The sequence below is a fragment of the Streptomyces sp. NPDC048751 genome (assembly GCF_043198595.1).
Taxonomy (GTDB): Bacteria; Actinomycetota; Actinomycetes; order Streptomycetales; family Streptomycetaceae; genus Streptomyces.
Window position 1 is genome coordinate 74,628 of the sequence record NZ_JBICUX010000011.1, and the last position, 17,512, is coordinate 92,139.

Below are 17,512 nucleotides of genomic sequence, written 5' to 3' on the forward strand. Positions count from 1 at the left end.
CCTCACGGAGTTGACGACATGAGTCACCGTATCGCCCGCCTCTTCGAACCACTGCTGCAACTCGTGCTTCCGGGCACCGGACGCCGTCGCCGTGCGGCCACCGTCCCGGCCGGCGCGTGCGCGTGCCCCACCTGCTCGTGTGCCGACGAACGCCCCGCCCGCCCGGTCGGCCCGCCGCCCCTGCGGGGCGAGGACAACGCGATGATCCGCCCCTACCTCGTCGCCCACGAGCGACAGGAGGAGGCCCGGCGGCAGCGGGCCCGGGGTCGGGCCATGTGGCTCGCCGTGCACGGCATCGACATCGGTCCGCGCGTCATCCACGGTGTGGAGGTGACCGCGTGATCGGCAGTCAGAGCGGAGCGATGCGGCTGTTGCCGTGGGCCAGTCCGGAGGGCAAGCCGTGTTACCTCGTCGGTGACGGGACCGGGCGCCTCTCCCGGCTCGCCGACACGGTCGAGGCCGTCCAACTCGGCATGGCGGGTGAACTCCTCGCTCACGCCGCCGACATGCTCGCCGACCGCAAGGTCACGTCCGCGCAACTCCGCTTCCTCGCGGCCCGTATGGCCGAGGCGCTGCGTGACGTCCACCGCATCGCGGAGAGCCGTGGCGCCCGCCTCGACGCACCCGAGCGTCACGATCCCGGCGACGACGGCACACCCGTACCGGAAGCCTGACCAACAGCGTTCGGCCAACGCTCAGACGGTGTGCGGCACGAAGAGGCTCAGACGGTAGGTCGTCGGCTGCTTCAGACGGCCGCAGAGGATGTCCACCCGTACCGCCGGCCAGTCGATCCGCTGGTCCGACGTCCGCAGACGGTGGAGGTAAGCGTGCCATTCCGACTCGTCCTGGGTCGTGAAGAGCACTTCCCAGTGGCCCGCGTCGGGCGTGAAGCGGGCGGCGGCCCGCTGTGCCTCGTCGTACCGCTGACGCTTCCTCTTGCGCTGCCCCGGCATCGGCCCAGCATCGCCGCACCGGGCAACCGCGGCAAGGGGATTGCCCGCCGCGAACAGACGTACAACTATCGGACACTCAGGCGAGTCAAACCCGCATGACTCGCCGCAGCCCTCACCGCACCCGCCTCATCAGCACAGCGCTCACCGCCGGAGCGTTCATATCCTGTGTGGCCGTCGCCGCGCCCGCCGCCGCGGCGCCCGCGCCGACCGTCGCCTGTACGTCCACGAAGGCGGCCCTCGCCACCAAGTTGAAGACCGACATCACGGCGGCCCTCGCCAACCGCAAGGGCACCATCGCCGTAGGCCTCTACGACCGTACGACGAACACCAACTGCACCCTGCGCGCCTCCACCGCCTTCGACTCGGCCAGCACCGTCAAGGTGACCGTCCTGGCCACACTGCTGTGGGACGCGAAGAAGCACAACCGCTACCTCACCGACCGTGAGACCACCCTCGCCAAGGCCATGATCACGCAGTCGGACAACGACTCGACCTCCACCCTGTGGCGGCAGTTGGGCCTGACGAAGATCAACGGTTTCCTCACCGCCGCCGGGATGACACAGACCAAGCCGGGCGCTGACGGCTACTGGGGCCTGACCCAGATCAACGTCACCGACGAGCAGAAGCTGCTCAAGCTCATCACCGCCAAGAACACCGTCCTCAGCGACAACGCCCGCGCCTACATCCTGAAGCTGATGGGCCAGGTCGTCTCCTCCCAGCGCTGGGGCACGCCCGCCGGGGCGCCGTCCACCGTCGCCGTGCACGTCAAGAACGGCTGGCTGCAGCGCGCCACGCACGGCTGGCGGGTGCACAGCCTCGGCACCTTCAACGGCGCCGGCCACGACTACATGATCAGCGTGCTGACCCAGGACAACAGCACCATGGACTACGGCGTCACCACCATCCAGAACGTCGCCAAGGCCATCCACAAGGCCTTGGTGCCGACCGCGTCCAGCGCCACGCGCTACACCCCGACCAGCACGCCCCGCGAGGCGTTCGTGGCGGTTCCGGAACAGGGCTGACGCTTCACGAGGCGGTCTCCCGCCGGTCACCGGACCGTCCTACGGTGACGCCCATGCGCCTGCGAACCGTACTCGCCAGCCTCACCGCCGGCCTGGCGGCGGCCACCTGCCTCTCTGCCGCCGGGCCGGCCGCCGCCACCCCGGGCGACCACACCTGTTCCCCCTTCGTCTCCATCGACCGCTTCTCCGACGCGCTCGACAAGACGACGTACGACGGCACCTTCGTCGGCAACCTCTCCGCCCTCGCCCTCGACCGGAACGGCTCGCTCGCGGCCCTCTCCGACCGCTCCGCCCTGTTCGACCTGGACGCGCGAACGCTCGCCCCGCGATCGGTGGCCGCCCTCGCCGACGAGAACGGCACCGGCCTCGACTCCGAGGGACTCGTCGTCGACCGGGACGGCACGCGTCTGATCACCTCCGAGACGGAGCCGTCGATCCGCCGGTACTCCCGCGACGGCCGGATCCTCGACCGCCTCCCGGTACCCGACGCCCTCCGCGTCGCCCCGGCCGGCCGCGCCCAGTCCAACGGCACCTTCGAGGGCCTGACCCTGCTGCCCGGCGGCCACACCCTGCTCGCGTCCATGGAGTACGCCCTCTCCGGCGACACGGCGGGCATCGTCCGCTTCCAGACCTGGCGGCGGACGTACGACGGACATTTCCGGCTCGGCCCGCAGTACGCCTACCGCACCGACACCGGCCTCGGCGTCCCGGAGGTCCAGGCGACCCCCGACGGCCGCCTGCTCGTCCTGGAGCGCGGCTTCACGGCGGGCGTCGGCAACACGGTCCGCCTCTACCTGGCCGACCCCCGGCACGCGACCGACACGAGCGGGATCGAGAACCTGACGGGCCAGGCCGGCGTCCGCCTGATCAAGAAGACCCCGCTCGCCGACATCGCCGACTGCCCCACCCTGGGCGCCACGGCGAAGCAGCCCCAGCCGAACCCGCTCCTCGACAACATCGAGGGCATGGTGATCACCGGCCAGAGCCGGGGCCGCCTCAAGGTCCTCCTGGTCAGCGACGACAACCAGAACGCGGCACAGACGACGCGGTTCTACTACCTGCGAGTACGCGTCTGAACCCGGCTCGGAGTGTTGCGGAGGGATGAAATCCGCTCCCATCCGCGTTGGTGCCTTCCGGAAGATCAGGCCGAAAAATCGGAGGGCACCGGCGTGGCAGCGCAACCGGGGGACAAACAGGGCTGGGCACGCAGGCTGGCCGGGTACGCCTGGCGCTACCCCAAGGACGTGGTACTCGCCCTCGGCTCGTCCCTCGGCGGCATGGCCGTCATGGCCGTCGTCCCGCTGGTCACCAAGGTGATCATCGACGACGTCATCGGCGCCCACACCCGCGACATGGCGCCCTGGGCGGGCGCCCTGATCGGCGCCGCCCTCCTCGTCTACGTCCTCACCTACGTCCGCCGCTACTACGGCGGCCGTCTCGCCCTCGACGTCCAGCACGACCTGCGGACGGAGATGTTCGAGACGATCACCCGCCTCGACGGCCGCCGCCAGGACGAGCTGTCCACCGGCCAGGTGGTGGGCCGTGCCACCAGCGACCTCCAGCTGATCCAGGGCCTGCTCTTCATGCTCCCGATGACCATCGGGAACCTGCTGCTCTTCGTGATCTCCCTGATCGTGATGGCCTGGCTGTCGCTCCCGCTGACGCTGGTCGCCCTCGCCGTCGCTCCCGCGCTCGCCTACATCGCCAAGCGCAGCCGGAACAAGCTGCACCCCGCCACCTGGTACGCCCAGGCCCAGGCCGCCGCCGTCGCGGGTGTGGTCGACGGCGCGGTGAGCGGCGTACGCGTGGTGAAGGGCTTCGGGCAGGAGGACCAGGAGACGGGGAAGCTCAGGGAGGTCGGGCGCCGGCTGTTCGCCGGGCGGCTGCGCACCATCCGGCTGAACGCGGTGTACACCCCCGCCCTCCAGGCGGTCCCCGCCCTCGGCCAGGTCGCGATGCTGGCGCTGGGCGGCTGGCTCGCCGTGCGCGGGAACATCACCCTCGGTACGTTCGTCGCCTTCTCCACGTACCTCGCGCAGCTCGTCGGCCCGGTCCGCATGCTCGCGATGGTCCTCACGGTCGGCCAGCAGGCCCGCGCGGGCACCGAGCGCGTCCTGGAGCTGATCGACACCGAGCCGTCGATCAAGGAGGGCACGAAGGACCTGCCCGCGGACGCGCCCGCGACCGTCGAGTTCGACGACGTGTCCTTCGGATACGAAGGCGCCTCCGGCACGACCAGTCCCGTCCTCGACGGGCTCAGCTTCCAGATCCGGCCCGGCGAGACCCTCGCCGTCGTCGGCTCCTCCGGCTCGGGCAAGTCGACGGTCTCCCTCCTCCTCCCGCGCTTCTACGACGTGACGCGCGGCGCCGTACTGATCGGCGGCCACGACGTCCGGGAGCTCACCCTCGACTCCCTGCGGGCCGCGATCGGGCTGGTCCCCGAGGACTCCTTCCTCTTCTCCGACACGGTCCGCGACAACATCGCGTACGGGCGTCCGGACGCGACGCAGGAGGAGATCGAGAAGGCCGCCGTCGCCGCCCAGGCGGACCGTTTCATCCAGGAGCTCCCCGACGGCTACGACACCAAGGTCGGCGAGCACGGCCTGACCCTCTCCGGCGGCCAGCGCCAGCGCATCGCGCTCGCCCGCGCCCTGCTCACCGACCCGCGCCTGCTCGTCCTGGACGACGCCACCTCCGCCGTGGACGCCCGCGTGGAGCACGAGATCCACGAGGCGCTGGGGCACGTCATGGAGGGCCGTACGACCCTCCTGATCGCCCACCGCCGCTCCACCCTCAACCTCGCCGACCGCATCGCCGTCCTGGACGCCGGACGCCTCGCCGACGTCGGCACCCACGAGGAGCTCCAGGAACGTTCCGCCCTCTACCGGCGCCTGCTGACCGACCCCGACGAGCTGGGCGGTGTCTCCCCGGGCCACGCCCTGCCCGCCACGCCCCCGGAGGACACCTCCGTACGGGACGAGCTGGACGCGGAGTTCGACGCGGAGCGGGGGGTGACGCCCCGACTGTGGACGGGCGACCGCGAGCCGAAGGACACCGCGCTCTCCGGTATGCCGGCCACTCCGGAACTGCTGGAGAAGGTCGACGCGCTGCCCCCGGCCACCGACACCCCGGACGTCGACGAGGCCCGCGCGGTCGCGTCGGAGGACTCGTACGGCCTGCGCAGGCTGCTGCGCGGCTTCGGGCTGCCGCTCCTGATCAGCCTCGGCCTCGTCGCCGCGGACGCCGGCATGGGCCTCCTCCTGCCCGTCCTGATCCGGCACGGCATCGACCAGGGCGTCACGCAGGTCGCCCTCGGCGCGGTCTGGGCGGCGTCCCTGCTCGGGCTGCTCACGGTGCTCGTGCAGTGGGCGGCGCAGATCGGTGAGACCAGGATGACCGGACGCACCGGCGAGCGCGTCCTGTACTCCCTCCGTCTGAAGATCTTCGCCCAGCTCCAGCGGCTCGGCCTGGACTACTACGAGCGGGAGCTGACCGGCCGGATCATGACGAGGATGACGACGGACGTCGACGCCCTCTCCACGTTCCTCCAGACCGGTCTGGTCACCGCGTTCGTCTCGGTCGTCACCTTCTTCGGCATCATGGTCGCCCTGCTGGTGATCGACCTCCAGCTCGCCCTCGTCGTCTTCGCCACGCTGCCCCCGCTGATCGTCGCCACGTACTTCTTCCGCCGGGCGAGCGTGAAGGCGTACGAGCTGGCCCGCGAGCGGGTCTCGGTCGTCAACGCGGACCTCCAGGAGTCGGTGTCCGGGCTGCGGATCGTGCAGGCGTTCCGGCGCGAGCGGGACGGCGGGCGCAGGTTCGCGGAGCGCAGCGACAGCTACCGGCAGGCGCGCATCCGGGGCCAGTGGCTGATCTCGATCTACTTCCCGTTCGTGCAGCTGCTGTCGTCGGTCGCCGCGGCCGCCGTGCTGATCGCGGGCGCGGGCCGGGTCGACGCGGCCACGCTGACGACCGGTGCGCTGGTGGCGTACCTGCTGTACATCGACCTGTTCTTCGCGCCCGTCCAGCAGCTCTCCCAGGTCTTCGACGGCTACCAGCAGGCGACGGTCTCGCTGGGCCGCATCCAGGAACTGCTCCAGGAGCCCACGTCCACGAAGTCGGCCGACGAGCCCCTCGACGTCCTCTCGCTGCGCGGCGAGATCGCCTTCGAGGACGTGCACTTCAAGTACGGCGACGAGGAGGAGGCTCTCACCGGGATCGACCTGCGCATCCCCGCCGGTCAGACCGTCGCCTTCGTCGGCGAGACCGGCGCGGGCAAGTCCACCCTGGTCAAGCTGGTGGCCCGCTTCTACGACCCGACGGGCGGCCGGGTCACCGCCGACGGCACGGACCTGCGCGCCCTCGACATCACCTCGTACCGCCACCGCCTCGGCGTCGTCCCGCAGGAGGCGTACCTCTTCCAGGGCACCGTCCGCGACGCCATTGCCTACGGGCGTCCCGACGCCACCGACGCGGAGGTCGAGGCGGCGGCCCGGGCGGTCGGCGCGCACGAGATGATCGCCACGCTGGAGGGCGGCTACCTCCACGAGGTCGCCGAACGCGGCCGCAACCTCTCCGCCGGCCAGCGCCAGCTCATCGCCCTCGCCCGCGCCGAACTCGTCGACCCCGACATCCTCCTCCTCGACGAGGCCACCGCGGCCCTCGACCTGGCCACCGAGGCCCAGGTCAATCAGGCGACGGACCGCCTCGCCGGCCGCCGCACCACCCTCGTCGTCGCCCACCGCCTGACCACGGCGGCCCGCGCGGACCGGGTCGTGGTCATGGACCACGGGAGGGTCGCCGAGGACGGTACGCACGAGGAGCTGCTGGCGCGTGGAGGGCACTACGCCGCGCTGTGGCGGACGTTCATCGGCGCACCGGAGGCGGAGGAGCCGGTGGCGGCGCCTCGGTGAGGTCAGGTGGGCGCCTCGGTGAGGTGAGGTGAGAGGGCGGAAGCCGGGGGCCCGGTGACGGTCGTGCAACCATCCGACATGTGTCCTGCGTCCGTACGTCTGTACGGGAAGAGTGGCGGCACGGGAGGGGCGCGGACCGTGGACAGTGGTGCGATACGGCGGTGGCTGGCGCTCGGGACGTCCGTGCTCACCGCGTCCGTCCTCCTCGCCCTCGCGTCACCGGCGGCCGCCCAAGCCGCCCCCACCCAGTGCCAGGGCCGCAAGGTCAGGACGCTCACCTTCTCCACCGGCTCGGTCCAGATCTACAAGCGGGGCGGCTACCTCTGCGCCGTCACGGTCCCCAAGGCCCCGGGCACCCGGCGCACCATGACGGTCAGTGTGCATGCGCGCGGCCTCGTGCCGGTGGTGGACTCGGGACGGTACGCGTACCGGGCGGGACCGGTCACCGTGTACGTCGGGCACCGGCGCGCGCTGGTCAAGGGCGAAGTGGGGCGGGGGTCGGTGAGCTCCGGCTGGACCCGTTTCTGACCTCCTGATTCCAACCTCCCCTGGTGTGAAGCGAGTTGCTCCGATAGCTTCCGGCGCACATCTGTTTCACAGGGAGGGTGCATGCGCAAGGCGCTCAGATGGCTGCTGGCGCTCACGGTGCTCATAGGCACGTTGAGCACGGCCGGAGCGGCCACCGCCGCCGAGCCGGAGGCCACGGACATCAAGGACCAGCTGCTCGCGATACCGGGCATGAGCCTGGTCCAGGAGAAGCCCTACACCGGCTACCGCTACTTCGTACTCAACTACACCCAGCCGGTCGACCACCGGCACCCGTCCAAGGGCACGTTCCAGCAGCGCATCACCGTGCTGCACAAGGACGTCTCCCGCCCGACGGTGTTCTACACCGGCGGCTACAACGTCTCCACGACCCCCAGCCGCCGCGAGCCGACCCAGATCGTCGACGGCAACCAGGTCTCCATGGAGTACCGCTTCTTCAACCCGTCGCGCCCCGACCCGGCCGACTGGTCCAAGCTGGACATCTGGCAGGCCGCCAGCGACCAGCACCGCATCTTCAAGGCCCTGAAGAAGATCTACGCGAAGAACTGGATCTCGACCGGCGGCTCCAAGGGCGGCATGACGGCGACCTACTACGAGCGCTTCTACCCGAAGGACATGGACGGCGTCGTCGCCTACGTGGCCCCCAACGACGTCGTGAACAACGAGGACTCCGCCTACGACCGCTTCTTCGCCAAGGTCGGCACCAAGGAGTGCCGCGACCGTCTGAACGCGGTCCAGCGCGAGGCGCTCGTACGCCGTGAGCCGCTGGAGAAGAAGTACGCGGCGTACGCCGCCGACAACGGCTACACCTTCACCACCATCGGTGGCCTCGACCGCGCCTACGAAGCCGTAGTCCTCGACTACGTCTGGGGCTTCTGGCAGTACAGCCTGCTCTCCGACTGCGACTCGATCCCGGCGAACGCGAAGACCGCGACGGACGACGAGATCTGGGCCTCGGTCGACACGATCTCCGGCTTCTCCGCCTACGCCGACCAGGGCCTGGAGACGTACACCCCGTACTACTACCAGGCGGGCACCCAACTCGGCGCCCCCACCATCCACTTCCCGTACATCGAGAAGAAGTACATCCGCTACGGCTACCAGCCGCCCCGGAACTTCGTCCCCCGCTCCATCCCCATGAAGTTCCAGCCCTGGGCCATGCGTGACGTCGACACCTGGGTCAAGCACAACGCCCGCCACATGCTCTTCGTCTACGGCCAGAACGACCCCTGGGGCGCCGAACCCTTCCACCTCGGCCGAGGCGCGAAGGACTCCTACGTCTTCACGGCGCCCGGGTTGAACCACGGGGCGAACGTGGCGGGCCTGGTCCCCGACCAGAAGGCCCTCGCCACGGCCCGAATCCTGGACTGGGCGGGCGTCCCCGCCTCCGCCGTGGCCCAGGCCAAGCCGCTGGCGAAGTTCGACGCGAAGCTGGACGTGCGGAACGTGGAGCGCGAGCCGAGTCTGCGCCCGTAACTCACAGCCGCGTGGCGCAGCCCACCGGCTTCTCCGCGTTGCCGAGCTCTACGTACAGGGCCGTGGACACCGGGCACTTGGCGCGGGTGTCCACGGCCTTCGTCACCCTGTACTCCGGGGTGTGCCCGCCCCCGCCGTCGCACGCGGTCTCCCGCACCCGGCCGTCGGCGAGGCCGTAGACGCAGTCGCCGACGATGGTGCGGGGGCCGCCCCCGCCTCCCGGGTCGCCGGGGTGCGGGGGCACCAGCCCGCGCATGCAGGCGTAGCCCCGCGGGATCGCTCCGTCGCCGTCCTCGTCGGAGGCGGTGGACTGTTCGCTGATGTGCAGGACGAAGTCGGTGGTGGCGGGGCAGGCGGGGCCGTCGCCCACCGTGCCGTCGTACCGGGCGACGACCCGTGCCGCGGCCCGCTCGCCGTCGCAGGGCACCTCGGTGAAGCTGGTCGTGCCGAAGGAGCTGCACTCGTCGACGCCGAGGAAGACGGCCCCGTAGCCGGAGGGGGTGCTCGTCGCGGCCGCCCGCTCGCCGAGTTCACCTTCCTGCCGCGGCGCGACCTCCTGGCAGCCGGTCAGCAGGGCGGCTAGCAGCACCGGCAGTGCGCGGGCCGCGCCCACGCTCCGTCTCTCACGCATCGCCGTCCCCCCAGATCCCCGACCAGCGTGACCCGCGGCGGCGGGCGCACGCCAGCGGTCCGGGGTGCTTTGCGCCCGTTGTGGATCGTACGCCCGTCACGAGGCGTACGTCCGGATACGCCCAACCGGATACGTCTAGTACGTCAGCCCGAACCCGAGGGGGTACAGCACCCGCGCCGGGTCGTCCGCCCGCTGCACCGGCACCGGCAGCCGTCCCCGCGGGGCGACCCGCCCGGCGATCACGCGGGCGGCCGCGCGCAGTTCGACGTCGGTCCAGGAGTAGGTCGCCAAGCAGGCCTTGACTGAGGGCAGTTGGGCCACGTCGTACGGGTTGCGGACCGCGATCGCCACCACCGGCTTCCCCGTGGTCAGCAACCGCTCCACCAGCGTCCGCTGGGAGCCGGCCGCCGAGACGTTGTACGTCCCCACGACCACCGCGTCCGCGTCGGCGGCCGCCGTCACCGCGCGGGTGATGGTCTCCGGGGAGGGCGCCGTGCCGGTGGACAGGGCCGTCGCCGTGAACCCGAGCTCGGTGAGGGCGGTCGCGAGGACTCCCGTCGGTGGGCCCGTGGTGCCCGAGGGGGAGGCCGGGTCGGCGCCCACGACCAGGATCCTGCGGTGCGTACGGCGCGACAGCGGCAACAGCGGACCCTCGTTGACCAGCAGCGTCGTCGTCCGCTCGGCGATCCGGTCCGCCGTCGCGAGGTGGCCGCGGGTACCGACCGTGCGTCCGACGCCGGACTGGCTGACGTACGGCCGGTCGAAGAGTCCGAGTTTCGCCTTCAGGCGCAGGATCCGCAGGATCGACGCGTCGAGCCGTGCCTCGGTGAGCTCGCCGTCCTGTACGGCCTTCAGGACGGCGTTCCACGCCACGTCCAGCCGGGGCGGGTTGAGGAGCTGGTCCACGCCCGCCTTGAGCGCCAGCACCGGCACCCGGTCGTCTCCGTACTTCGTCCGTACGCCCGCCATGTCGAGCGCGTCGGTCACCACCACCCCGTCGTAGCCGAGGCGTTCGCGCAGGATGCCGGTGAGGATCGGGCGGGAGAGGGTGGCCGGGTCGCCCATGGGGGTCCCCCCGCTCGAGCGAAGCCGAGAGTGGGGGACGTCCAGCGCCGGGACCAGGATGTGCGCGGTCATGATCGAGTCGATGCCGGCCGCGATCGCCGCCCGGAACGGCACCGCGTCCAGCGTCTCCCACACCTCACGGCTGTGCGTGATGACCGGGAAGCCGTAGTGGCTGTCGACGGCCGTGTCGCCGTGCCCCGGGAAGTGCTTGGCCGTCGCCGCGACCCCGGACGCCTGATAGCCCCGCACCTCCGCCGCGACGAGGCGGGCCACCGCGGCGGGGTCGGCGCCGAACGACCGTACGCCGATGACCGGGTTGGCCGGGTTGACGTTCACGTCCGCCACGGGGGAGTAGTCCTGACGGATGCCGATCGCGCGCAACTCCTCGCCCGCGATCCGTCCGAGGGTCCGCGCGTCGGCCGTCGACCCGCCCGCCCCGACGGCCATCGCCCCCGGGAAGAGCGTGGCGGGCCTGCCCACCCGGCACACGATCCCGTGCTCCTGGTCGGTGGAGACCAGCACGGGCAGCCCGCGCGGCCGTGCCAGGGACGCCCGCTGGATGCCGTTGGACAGGTCCGCGATCTGGTGCGGGTCCCGGGTGTTGTGCGCCCAAGTGAAGTAGATGACCCCGCCCACGTGGTACTTCTCGATCAGCTCGGTGGCGCTGCGGACGCCGAGCTCCCTGAGGTTGGCGTCGACGTCCGACTGGTCGGGCGCGGTGGCCGAGTGGCCGTACACGCGCGTGACGAAGAGCTGGCCCACCTTCTCCTCGAGCGTCATCCGGGAGATCAGGGCGCGGAGCTTCCGGTCGTCGTGACCGGCGACGGCGTGCGCGGTGCCGCCGACCGTCAGACCTGCGGTGACACCTGCGGACGCGGCGAGAACGGTTCGTCTGGAGGGCACGTGTGCTCCTTCCGGAGGTCATCCACTGAAGGAAACTGCCGAGAAGTCAGCAATAACCGGGAAGTTTCTACCGGTCAAGGGAGCGCGCGGGCACCGGCTGAGGGGTCGTCATCGGCGCGACCCGAGGGGTCTCGGCCGACCGTGGCTCATTCCGTGGACTTCGCCGCGCCGGAGGGGGCCGTGGGGCGATCATGAGGGCATGGCCCTCGTCGACATCCCCGGTTCCAAGTCCATCACCGCCCGCGCCCTGTTCCTGGCGGCCGCGGCCGACGGCGTCACCACCCTCGTACGGCCACTGCGCTCCGACGACACCGAGGGCTTCGCCGAGGGCCTCGTACGGCTCGGCTACCGGGTCGGCCGTACCCCGGACGCCTGGCAGGTGGACGGCCGCCCGCAGGGGCCCGCGGTGCAAGAGGCCGATGTGTACTGCCGGGACGGCGCGACCACGGCCCGCTTCCTGCCCACCCTCGCCGCCGCGGGCCACGGCACCTACCGCTTCGACGCCTCCGCCCAGATGCGCCGCCGCCCCCTGCTTCCGCTCACCCGCGCCCTGCGCGACCTGGGCGTGGACCTGCGGCACGAGGAGGCGGAGGGCCACCACCCGCTGACGGTCCGGGCCGCCGGGGTCGAGGGCGGGAAGGTGACGCTCGACGCGGGCCAGTCCTCGCAGTACCTGACGGCCCTGCTCCTGCTGGGCCCACTGACCCGCGAGGGCCTGCGGATCGAGGTCACGGACCTGGTCTCGGCGCCGTACGTCGAGATCACGATCGCCATGATGCGGGCCTTCGGGGCGGAGGTGACCCGCGAGGGCGACACCTTCGTCGTCCCGCCGACCGGCTACCGCGCCACGACCTACGCCGTCGAACCCGACGCCTCCACCGCGAGCTACTTCTTCGCCGCCGCGGCCGTCACGGGCGGCGAGGTGACGGTCCCCGGGCTGGGCGAGGGGGCCCTGCAGGGCGACCTGGGCTTCGTGGACGTCCTGCGGCGGATGGGCGCGCGGGTGTCGGTGCGGCCGGACGGCACGACGGTGCAGGGCACGGGCGAGTTGCGCGGCCTCACGGTCAACATGCGGGACATCTCCGACACGATGCCCACGCTGGCGGCGATCGCCCCCTTCGCCTCCGGCCCGGTGCGGATCGAGGACGTGGCGAACACCCGCGTGAAGGAGTGCGACCGCCTGGAGGCCTGCGCGGAGAACCTGCGGCGCCTGGGGGTGGAGGTGGCCACCGGCCCGGACTGGATCGAGATCAGGCCGGGAGCGGGGGCTCCTGCCGGAGGCGCGGAAATCACGTCCTACGGCGACCACCGCATCGTCATGTCCTTCGCGGTCACGGGACTCCGGGTGCCGGGAATCTCGTTCGACGACCCGGGGTGCGTACGGAAGACTTTCCCGGACTTCCACGAGGTGTTCGGAGGACTGGGGCGGGTGTTGGGGACATGAGCTACAAGCTGGAGGGGCCGGTTCTCGAGGGCGCGCTGGTGCGCCTGGAGCCGCTCGAACACCGGCACACGGCCGATCTGGCGGTGGCGGCGGAGGAGAACCGGGGGACCTACGAGTTCACCTGGGTGCCGAGGGCCCACGAGATCGGCGCCTACGTCGACGCCCAGCTCGCCCGCGCGGCGACGGGCCGGCTCGCGCCGTACGCCCAGGTGTCCGTCGCCACGGGGAGGGCGGTGGGTGCGACGTCGTACTGGGAGCCGCGCTGCTGGCTGGACGAGGACCGACTGGACGCCGTCGAGGTCGGGTTCACCTGGCTCGGCGCCTCGGCCCAGGGCACGGGCGTGAACGCCGAGGCCAAGCTGCTGCTCTTCCGGCACGCCTTCGAGGAGCTGAACGTGCTCCGGGTGGACCTCAAGACGGACGCCCGCAACGCCCGCTCCCGCGCCGCCATACAGAGCGTGGGCGCCCGCTTCGAGGGCGTCCTGCGCAACTGGTCCCGCTCGTGGGCACCGGGCGAGGAGGGCCGCCTGCGTGACTCCGCGATCTTCTCGATCACGGCGGACGACTGGCCGGCGTGCCGGGGGCCGTTGGAGGAGCGGGTGGCCCGGTTCCGGTCGTCGCGGGGCTGAGGCGCGGCGGGCGCCGGCCGGATCGTCAGACCAGCCAGCGGCCGTCACGCATCAACTCACGGTCGGGCAACTCGTTCGCCTCGCGCCAGGCCTGGATGCGGCGCGGAGTGATACGGAACCAGCTGTACCGGGTGGCCGACACCCGCGGGTCGAAGCCGGCACGCGCGGCGAACCGGTCCCCGCGTTCCCGCTCCAGTGCGTCGATCGCGAGGACCTCGACGTCGCCTTCGACCATGGACACGTCCCGGGTGTGGCCCAGCCCCAGTCGGACCACCCGGGTGATGGCCAGGTTGCGGCCGGTGGGGCTGTCCGTCGGGGTGGCCGCCCACAGGGCCTCGCCGTCCCAGTCGAAGGACAGCGGCACCAGATACGGCACGCCGTCCGCCGAGGCACTGGCCACCCAGACGTCCTCGTCGTGGGTGAGCCGGTGCTCGGTGTCGTGACGACGCTGGGCGCGGGAGCGGGGTTCGGCGTTCATCGGATCTGCTTCGCCTCCTGTTGGTGGTGGGCACGGTCGGTCCATGCCCTGCCGGACCCGACCGCCGTGGGCACAGCCTCCCCCGGCCGGGGCACGGGCCGAATCCGTGCCGGCCACGGAAACCGCCACGGATAATGACCCGGTGTCCACTCCAGTGATCTCGGCCCGGGAAACCGACGTGCTCACGCTGCTCGGGGAGCACCTCAGCAACGCGGAGATCGCCGCGCGGTTGGTCATCTCCGTACGCACCGTCGAATCGCACGTCTCCTCGCTGCTGCGCAAGCTGCACCTGCCGGACCGCCGGGCGCTCGCCCGGCACGCCGCCGCGAGCGCCCGCGCCGAGCAGTCGCGGTCGGCACCCGCGCTGCCGGCGCCGTTGACGGCGTTCATAGGCCGGGTGCGGGAGCGCCGGGAGCTGGCCGAGGCGGTGCGGGCGCACCGGCTGGTGACCGTGCTCGGCCCGGGCGGGGTGGGCAAGACACGCCTCGCGCTGGCGGTGGCGGCGGACGCGGCCGGTGACTTCGCCGACGGCGTGTGGTTCGTCGACCTGGTCCCGGTCACCGAGCCGGGCCGGGTGGGCGCGGCCGTCGCGGCGGCCGTGGGCGTGGGCGAGCAACCCGGCCACGGCATCGACGACGCGGTCCTGGCCGCGCTGGCGGATCGCGGTGCGCTGCTGGTGCTGGACAACTGCGAGCAGGTGCGCGACGGGATGGCGCCCTTCCTGGAGCGGCTGCTCGCGGCGTGTCCGCGGTTGCGGGTGCTGGTGACGAGCCGGGCCCGGCTGATGGTGCCGTTCGAGCGGGTCTTCCTCCTCCCGCCGCTGTCGCGGGACGGCGGCGACGAGTCGGAGGCGGTGGCCCTGTTCACGGACCGGGCGGCGGCGGTCGGCCTGCCGCCGGGCCCGGCGGCGAGCGACGGGGTCGTGGCCATCTGCGAACGGCTCGGCGGCATGGCGCTGGCGATCGAACTGGCGGCGGCGCGGTGGTCCACGCTCGGACTGGACGGCCTCGAAGCCGGTCTCTCCGATCAGCTGCGCATCCTCACCGGCGGATCCCGCGCCGACGACCGGCACCGGTCGGTGCGGGCGGTACTGGACTGGAGCCACGACCTGCTGGACCCGCGGGACCAGGCGCTGCTGCGCCGGGTGTCGGTGTTCGTCGCGCCGTTCACGGCCGAGGCGGCCGCCGAGGTCGCCGGGTTCGACGCGCCGGACCGGATCACCGTGGTCGACGGTCTCGGCAGGCTCGCCGAACAGTCCCTGCTGGCCGTGACACCGTCCGAAACCGGCACCCGGTACCACGCGTTGGAGACGATCCGGCAGTACGGGACGGAACGGCTCACCGAGGCCGGCGAGCTGATCGACGTCCGCTCACGCCACCTCGACTGGTGCCTGACCGGCGCGAACCTACTCGAGGGAGCCCCCGGCCCGGACTGGCGCGCCCGGTTCGACGCCGTCGCGGACGACCTGCGGGCCGGCCTCACCTGGGCCGCCGGCCGGCCGGAGCGGCGCGCGGACGCCCACCGTCTCGCCCTGTCCCTGGCCGAACTGGCCTTCTCCCGCAACCTGCTGGGCGAGTCCCAGCAGCACTACGAGCAGGCGGCCGGGCTCGCCGATGCCGCCGCCGGCGCCGCGGCACTGCGGCAGGCCGCCGCGGTGGCCGGGTGCCGCAGGCTCGGCGACGACATGTTCCGGCTGCACCGTGCCGCCGGGGAAGCAGCGCGCCGGGCCGGGGACAGCGTCGGGGCCGGCCGCGACCTGGCGACGGCCGCCACCGTCGCGTACCGCTTCTCCACCTCGTTCACGCGGATTCCCCCCGTGGACGAGGTGACCGTCATGCTCAAGGAGGCCCGGAAGCTGGCCGGTGACTCCCCGGGCGCCGAGGCGGCCCTCGTGCTGGCCGAGGCGGCGGTGTTCGCGGACGCCTACGGCGCGCTTCAGGGAGAAACGGAGAACACCGTCGAGGAGACGGTCGATCGCGCCGAGCAAGCCGTCGGGCTCGCCCGTGGCGCGGGCGACCCGGTGGCGGAGTCCGCCGCCCTCGACGCGCTCTCCGGCGCCCGGAGCTGGGCCGGTGACGCCTTCGCCGCCGCGGCCGCCGCCCGGCGCCGGATCGACGTCCTGGCGTCTGTGCCGCCCGCCCCTGCCAGTGCGCACGAGCTGACGGACGCCCTCGCCATGGCGGCCGGAACCGCCCTCGGTGTGGGTGAGCTGCCGCAAGCCCGGCGGTGGGGCGGGCAGCTCGCCGAACACCCTCTGCTGGCCGAGGCGGGCCACCACGCCACGGCCTGGATCCTGACCGCGGACGCCTTCGCCGGTCATGCCGACGAGGTCCGCACCCGCAGCGTGAGGTTCCTCGACGCCTGGGAGCACAGTGGCCGCCCGCAGTCGCTCTCCCTCGGCGCCGCGGCGGCGTCGGTCGCCATGATCCACGGGCTGCGCGGCGATCACGGCGCCCGGTCGGACTGGCTCGCGATCGCCGACCGGGCGGACACGGCGCCGGAGCACCGCCATGGCTACGGCGCGGTCTTCGACACCACGGTCCTGCTCCACCACGGGGACGTGCACACGGCGCTGGAGCGGGTCGCGCCGAAGCCGGACCAGGTGTGGAAGTGGGTGTGCTGGATCTGGCTGCACTGGTACGTGGCGCTCCGGGCGGAGACGGCGGTGCTCGCCGGGCACCCGGACGCCCGGGCCAGGATCGACGCCGCCCGGACCGTGGTCGCCGGGAATCCCGTCGCCACCGCCCAACTGGACCGCGCAAAGGCGCTGCTCGACGGTGACCTGCCGGGTCAACTCGCCGCCGCGGCCGCGTTCGAGGCGGCCGGCTGCCCCTACCAGTCCGCGCGCACGCTGCTGCTCGCCGGGGGCGAGCACGCCACCGCCGGCACGGCCGCTCTCACCGGCCTCGGTCTGAGGCCCGTCCGGTAGCCACCGGACGGGCGGGCGCCGTCAGCTCACCGCCTGCTTCACCAGCGCGGCGATCCGCGCCTCCACCTCGTCCGTCACCTCGGTCAGGGCGAAAGCGGTCGCCCACATGCTGCCCTCGTCCAGCTTCGCCGCGTCGTTGAACCCGAGCGTCGCGTAGCGCGCCTTGAACTTCGCCGCGCTCTGGAAGAAGCAGACGACCCTGCCGTCCAGGGCGTAGGCGGGCATCCCGTACCAGAGCTTCGGCGCGAGGACCGGGGCGTTGGCCTTCACGACGGCATGCACGCGCTCGGCCATGATCCGGTCGGAGTCCTGCATCTCCGCGATCTTCGCGAGTACGTCCCGCTCCGCCTCCGCCGCCTTGTCCGCACGCGAGCCGCGGCGCGCCGCCTTCTTCTGCTCCTGGGCGTGCTCCTTCATCGCGGCCCGCTCCTCGGCCGTGAACCCCTCGTACGTGCTGTTTTCGGCGCTGGCCATGATCACTCCTGTGGTCGTCGTCTCTGGTCACAGCCTCCCCCGGCCGGGC

15 protein-coding genes are annotated in these 17,512 nt (G+C 72.2%); 10 read left to right on the forward strand and 5 right to left on the reverse strand.

What is annotated here, in order from left to right:
- The first annotated feature begins 18 nt into the window (after positions 1-18).
- Positions 19-342, forward strand: a complete 324-nt coding sequence (locus ACGFNV_RS31295; protein ID WP_393627002.1) for a hypothetical protein — start codon at positions 19-21, stop codon at positions 340-342.
- Positions 343-362: 20 nt separating this feature from the next.
- Complete coding sequence (locus tag ACGFNV_RS31300) at positions 363-674, forward strand: hypothetical protein (RefSeq protein ID WP_393627327.1); 312 nt, start codon at positions 363-365, stop codon at positions 672-674.
- A 21-nt stretch (positions 675-695) separates the two neighbouring features.
- Here the strand turns inward: ACGFNV_RS31300 and ACGFNV_RS31305 are convergent, their stop codons facing one another.
- Entirely contained in the window at positions 696-953 is a 258-nt protein-coding gene (locus tag ACGFNV_RS31305) for a hypothetical protein (protein WP_393627004.1), read from the reverse strand.
- A gap of 95 nt (positions 954-1,048) precedes the next feature.
- On the opposite strand from ACGFNV_RS31305, the gene ACGFNV_RS31310 reads away from it, so the two are divergent.
- The 5 genes from ACGFNV_RS31310 (at position 1,049) to ACGFNV_RS31330 (ending at position 8,910) form a co-directional block, all read left to right on the forward strand.
- Complete coding sequence (locus ACGFNV_RS31310) at positions 1,049-1,975, forward strand: serine hydrolase (protein WP_393627006.1); 927 nt, start codon at positions 1,049-1,051, stop codon at positions 1,973-1,975.
- A 53-nt stretch (positions 1,976-2,028) separates the two neighbouring features.
- Entirely contained in the window at positions 2,029-3,051 is a 1,023-nt protein-coding gene (locus tag ACGFNV_RS31315) for an esterase-like activity of phytase family protein (protein WP_393627008.1), read from the forward strand.
- A 93-nt stretch (positions 3,052-3,144) separates the two neighbouring features.
- Entirely contained in the window at positions 3,145-6,888 is a 3,744-nt protein-coding gene (locus ACGFNV_RS31320; RefSeq protein WP_393627010.1) for an ABC transporter ATP-binding protein, read from the forward strand.
- Positions 6,889-7,026: 138 nt separating this feature from the next.
- Entirely contained in the window at positions 7,027-7,416 is a 390-nt protein-coding gene (locus ACGFNV_RS31325) for a hypothetical protein (RefSeq protein ID WP_393627012.1), read from the forward strand.
- Positions 7,417-7,497: 81 nt separating this feature from the next.
- The gene (locus ACGFNV_RS31330) at positions 7,498-8,910 is read left to right on the forward strand and encodes a S28 family serine protease (RefSeq protein WP_393627014.1); all 1,413 of its coding nucleotides are present in this window, start codon (positions 7,498-7,500) and stop codon (positions 8,908-8,910) included.
- Between the two features lies 1 nt (position 8,911).
- Here the strand turns inward: ACGFNV_RS31330 and ACGFNV_RS31335 are convergent, their stop codons facing one another.
- Both ACGFNV_RS31335 and ACGFNV_RS31340 read right to left on the reverse strand, forming a co-directional pair.
- Positions 8,912-9,541, reverse strand: coding sequence for a hypothetical protein (locus ACGFNV_RS31335; RefSeq protein ID WP_393627016.1), 630 nt, complete (start codon positions 9,539-9,541; stop codon positions 8,912-8,914).
- Positions 9,542-9,676: 135 nt separating this feature from the next.
- Positions 9,677-11,509, reverse strand: a complete 1,833-nt coding sequence (locus ACGFNV_RS31340) for a glycoside hydrolase family 3 protein (protein WP_393627018.1) — start codon at positions 11,507-11,509, stop codon at positions 9,677-9,679.
- Positions 11,510-11,708: 199 nt separating this feature from the next.
- On the opposite strand from ACGFNV_RS31340, the gene aroA reads away from it, so the two are divergent.
- A complete protein-coding gene (aroA, locus tag ACGFNV_RS31345) occupies positions 11,709-12,953 on the forward strand; it encodes a 3-phosphoshikimate 1-carboxyvinyltransferase (RefSeq protein WP_393627020.1) in 1,245 nt (414 codons plus the stop codon).
- Positions 12,950-13,582: a GNAT family N-acetyltransferase gene (locus tag ACGFNV_RS31350; protein WP_393627022.1), complete on the forward strand. Its 633-nt coding sequence runs from the start codon at positions 12,950-12,952 to the stop codon at positions 13,580-13,582. The genes aroA and ACGFNV_RS31350 overlap by 4 nt, the downstream gene beginning before the upstream one ends.
- 25 nt (positions 13,583-13,607) lie before the next feature.
- Here the strand turns inward: ACGFNV_RS31350 and ACGFNV_RS31355 are convergent, their stop codons facing one another.
- Entirely contained in the window at positions 13,608-14,060 is a 453-nt protein-coding gene (locus ACGFNV_RS31355) for a pyridoxamine 5'-phosphate oxidase family protein (protein ID WP_393627024.1), read from the reverse strand.
- 142 nt (positions 14,061-14,202) lie between these two features.
- Between ACGFNV_RS31355 and ACGFNV_RS31360 the strand changes: the two genes are divergently transcribed.
- Complete coding sequence (locus tag ACGFNV_RS31360; RefSeq protein ID WP_393627025.1) at positions 14,203-16,989, forward strand: ATP-binding protein; 2,787 nt, start codon at positions 14,203-14,205, stop codon at positions 16,987-16,989.
- Between the two features lie 21 nt (positions 16,990-17,010).
- On the opposite strand, the gene ACGFNV_RS31365 is transcribed toward ACGFNV_RS31360, so the two are convergent.
- Positions 17,011-17,463, reverse strand: coding sequence for an iron chaperone (locus ACGFNV_RS31365; protein WP_393627027.1), 453 nt, complete (start codon positions 17,461-17,463; stop codon positions 17,011-17,013).
- Positions 17,464-17,512 lie beyond the last annotated feature (49 nt).